This is a genomic window from Rhodococcus sp. (in: high G+C Gram-positive bacteria) (assembly GCF_049286785.1).
GTDB lineage: Bacteria > Actinomycetota > Actinomycetes > Mycobacteriales > Mycobacteriaceae > Rhodococcus_F.
In genome coordinates this window covers 1-3368 of record NZ_JBAQEO010000506.1, presented here as the reverse complement: position 1 = coordinate 3368, position 3368 = coordinate 1, and the positions used below count along the sequence as shown (strand labels likewise).

At 64.8% G+C, this 3368-nt stretch carries 2 protein-coding genes and 1 pseudogene; all 3 read right to left on the bottom strand.

The genetic code is table 11. From position 1 onward, the window contains the following. Nucleotides 1-387, bottom strand: a 387-nt coding sequence (locus WAW17_RS18285; RefSeq protein WP_422334349.1) for a RyR domain-containing protein, incomplete at its 3' end; no start/stop codon positions are given. Between the two features lie 297 nt (nucleotides 388-684). Next, nucleotides 685-1842: pseudogene (locus tag WAW17_RS18280) on the bottom strand (hypothetical protein); the annotation flags it as partial. Further along, nucleotides 1821-2348, bottom strand: a complete 528-nt coding sequence (locus WAW17_RS18275; RefSeq protein WP_422334348.1) for a toll/interleukin-1 receptor domain-containing protein — start codon at nucleotides 2346-2348, stop codon at nucleotides 1821-1823. The pseudogene WAW17_RS18280 and the gene WAW17_RS18275, both read right to left, overlap by 22 nt. Nucleotides 2349-3368: the final 1020 nt, after the last annotated feature.

Below are 3368 nucleotides of genomic sequence, written 5' to 3'. Positions count from 1 at the left end.
TTCGTAGGACGTCCGGAAGATGTCGTCCCGGACGGACCAGTTGTGCCCTGCGGTGTCCCATATTGCCCAGTGGCCCGCGTTCGCGCTCATCGTCTGCCCGGATTCGGAGGTCCAAGTCCAGGGTTCGGCGCGCTGCTCAGCAGAGACGGTGCCGGCACGGGCATACCGTTCCCACAGTGGCTTGGACCGGTACCCGAGATCTCGAAGCTTCAACAGCGTTTCGGCGAGGCTTCTCAGCGCGGCGTCCAGGAACGCGGGCTCGCGTTCGACCGTGTCCCAGTCGACCAACTTGTCATGGATTTTGCGTTCGTCGTCTCGGGCCGGTCCGTACCGCCATCCTGCGTCGCGATAGTACCGGCACCAGTCCTCGTGTTCGGCCCGGGCCATCGCAAGTGCTGATTCCCGATCGAACCCCATCAAACGCAACTGTGACTCCGCATCCGCAAGCGCCTTAGCGGCGTGCAGTTCGGCTTCGCGGCGCTGTCTTTCGGCGTTGATGCGGTTGTTTTCGCGGGTGCAGGAGGCGAGCAGGAACTCGCGGGTGGGGTTGAGCCGGTCTCGGAAGCCGGGTTTGCCGGCGAGGGCTTCGGCATCGGCGAGGCGGGTGCCTTCGAGCAGCCACGCGTCTTGGCGGTCGTTGTTCTGCCAGTCTGCGACGGCGCGTTCGAGGGTGTCGGCGTTCTTCAGTTCCTGGCTCTCGGTGTCCAGCCATCCGGCGAGTTCGTTCCATTGGCGTAGCAGGCTTTCCAGAGCGACCTCGACCACGACCTGTCCGTCGCGAATGTCCTTGACGAGCAGCCTTTTCTCCACCAGCGTGTCGATCAGGGGTCGGCTGTCGGCGGGGAGGTCGCTGTAGCGAGCCAGGCGACGCATCGGCTGGTCGTTGTCGGGATTGACCGTGGCCAGCCACGGGATGAACGCAGCATGGAGGCTGTCGAGTTGGGCTGCTCGTTCGGTGGGGTCGGCGGTGAGCAGGGAGTCGATCTCGGTCTGGACAATCTGTGGCATTCCACCCATCGCCTCGTACTCGGCCACGGTCAGGTTCGCATCGCCCCCGTAGTTGTAGTAGAGGCGTTGCAGGGTCAGTGCCAGCAGGGGAAGGGTGTCCGCGCCTCGCGCACTGTCGGCAAGCAGCCGGTCGACCAAGGCGGGTTCGATTGCCAGCGGCCGGCCGGCCGCAGTGGCCCGTGCGGCGGGTCCGGTGATGACTTCCTTGAACTGCGCTGGAGGCAGCGGTTTGAGATCGTCGAACACCACGGACTGAACCGCGTCCAGTTGGGGGGCGGTCTGCAACGGCTCGTACCGATCGGCGCGGATGGTGGCCACCGCGAGCAAGCCGGGGGTGGTTCCGGTGTCATGACGCAGCAGAGCGGCAAGCATCTCCAGGAACCGTGGAGCCTGTGGTCCGGCGTCGGCGCCGAAGAGTTCCTCGGCTTGATCGAGCGGAAGAACCACGGTCGGCGACGGGGCTGCGGCAGGTAGGCCCGGCAGCCGCTCACGGGCTGCGTCCCCGGCCTGCTCCAGCCATCCCCGCAGCCGCGCGACGTCGCAGGCGAGGCAGGCTTCTTTGATCTGTCCCACCAGCGGAAGGTCCAAGCCCAGTTCGGTACGAAGGCGATGAATGGAGTGGGCCAGACCGAGGTCACCGGTGAGCACGGCCCGTTCCGGGCGCACGATACCCATGGGCAGGAACGTGCGGTCGTCGCGGCGCAGCCGGGGCAGCAGCCCGGCCCGCAGGAATGAGGACTTACCGGCACCGGAGGGGCCGAGGATCACCAACAGTGACTGCACCCCGGAGGTGCGCATCCCGCGCAACTCGTCTATGCCTCGCACGATCTGAGCGTCCCGGCCGAAAAAGACCGCGGCGTCGGCCTCCTCGAGTGGGGCCCACCCCCGGTAGGGGCCCGGTCCGGCTCACCCGGTGGCGGCCACGGAAAGTACTGCGCACCGATCCCCAACGCGCGCAAGCCGTCGAGGAGCCGCTGCAAGCCGTCGGTGGCGAAAACCACCGGTTCGCCTCCGTCATCGAGGGCGATCCGCTTGGTGGGACCCTCGCCGAACAAGTCGCAACGCTGCCACTCGCCGGTAATACCGCTGTCGGGTACCGGTTCGAGCCGGGCGCACACGATCGCCTTGTTCAAGGTTTCCGCATACCTGTATTCGGTTTGGCATTCGTACGAGGCCGTCCAATGCGACGACAGCAGGCACAGCACAGCCTCACAGCGGGTGTTGGCCTTCTGCAATGCCTGCTTCCAGCGCTCTCCCGGCCGGATCCCGGTATGCGGATCCAGATCCAGGAAGATCTCGTCGGCCAGAGCCGGTTCCTGCTCGATCAGCCACTGCTTCACCGCGATCGCCGCCCGAGAATCCCGGCTCGAATGACTCAGGAAGACACGCGACATTTCGTCACCGCACCGGATCCAGGCGAGCGGGAACCGAGACCCGGCGAACGCTGCGCCCGAGGCAATCGTCTACCGCGGCGGCGACCCTCTCACCGTCGGACGCTCGCAGTCGGCAACCACCACGAGCCCACCCGCACTGCAGGAAGCACCGCGCGGCGGTGTCCTTCACGTTCACCCTTCCAGTGTCGCCCTCGCCGACCACGTATTTCAGCCCTTTGATCGACCCTGAATTTTCTCGGAAACGCTGGTCGGGGCACCCGAGGGGAACGGGACGGGCTGAAAGTCCGAACTGGCGCTTGAAACCTTTGTTCCGCCGCGGTTTTCATGGATGAATCAAACCTCCGGACTGCTGAATACGGGCAGCGCAGTACCCTGGGTACGTCAACGCGATACGTGCCCAGTTTGTTTCGGGTGGTGATCGATCCGAGGAGGCGTGCACGGGAACGTCGGCGGCCTGTGTAGTTCGGTTCGGTTCAGTTACCACCGGGGTCGGGTTGTTCTCCTCGCCCCATTTGGCCATCCAGACTTGGTTCTGCACAGAACGGAGATGACGTTCTCGCACTCGGCGACAAGTTCTTTCGGTGAAACCCGCTCGACCATGCCAGGGCGTTGTCGCTCATGCGGTCTCCGATCGGGTGATCAGCGTCGAGCCGGAAACAGGGTGCGATGCGAGGTGGGTGGAGCTGGCGTGGAAACTCGGGCACTGCGTTCGGTGTCGAGTGTGCCGAGCGGAACCTTCAACCACGATCCCTGACAGAGGAATTCGTGGATGCAGGCGAGTCCGACAGTGCTGCAATGAGTTCACGATCGGCATATTCGGCACGACGATCGACGCACCGCGTGAGCGACCGGACGTCCCGCTCGAGACCTGCAGTCCGGCCGGGGCGTCCTCGCGCGCCGAACACAACATCAACCGGCTGCATGTTCCTATATGCATAATATGAGTTGGATTTATGTGAGTGGAGT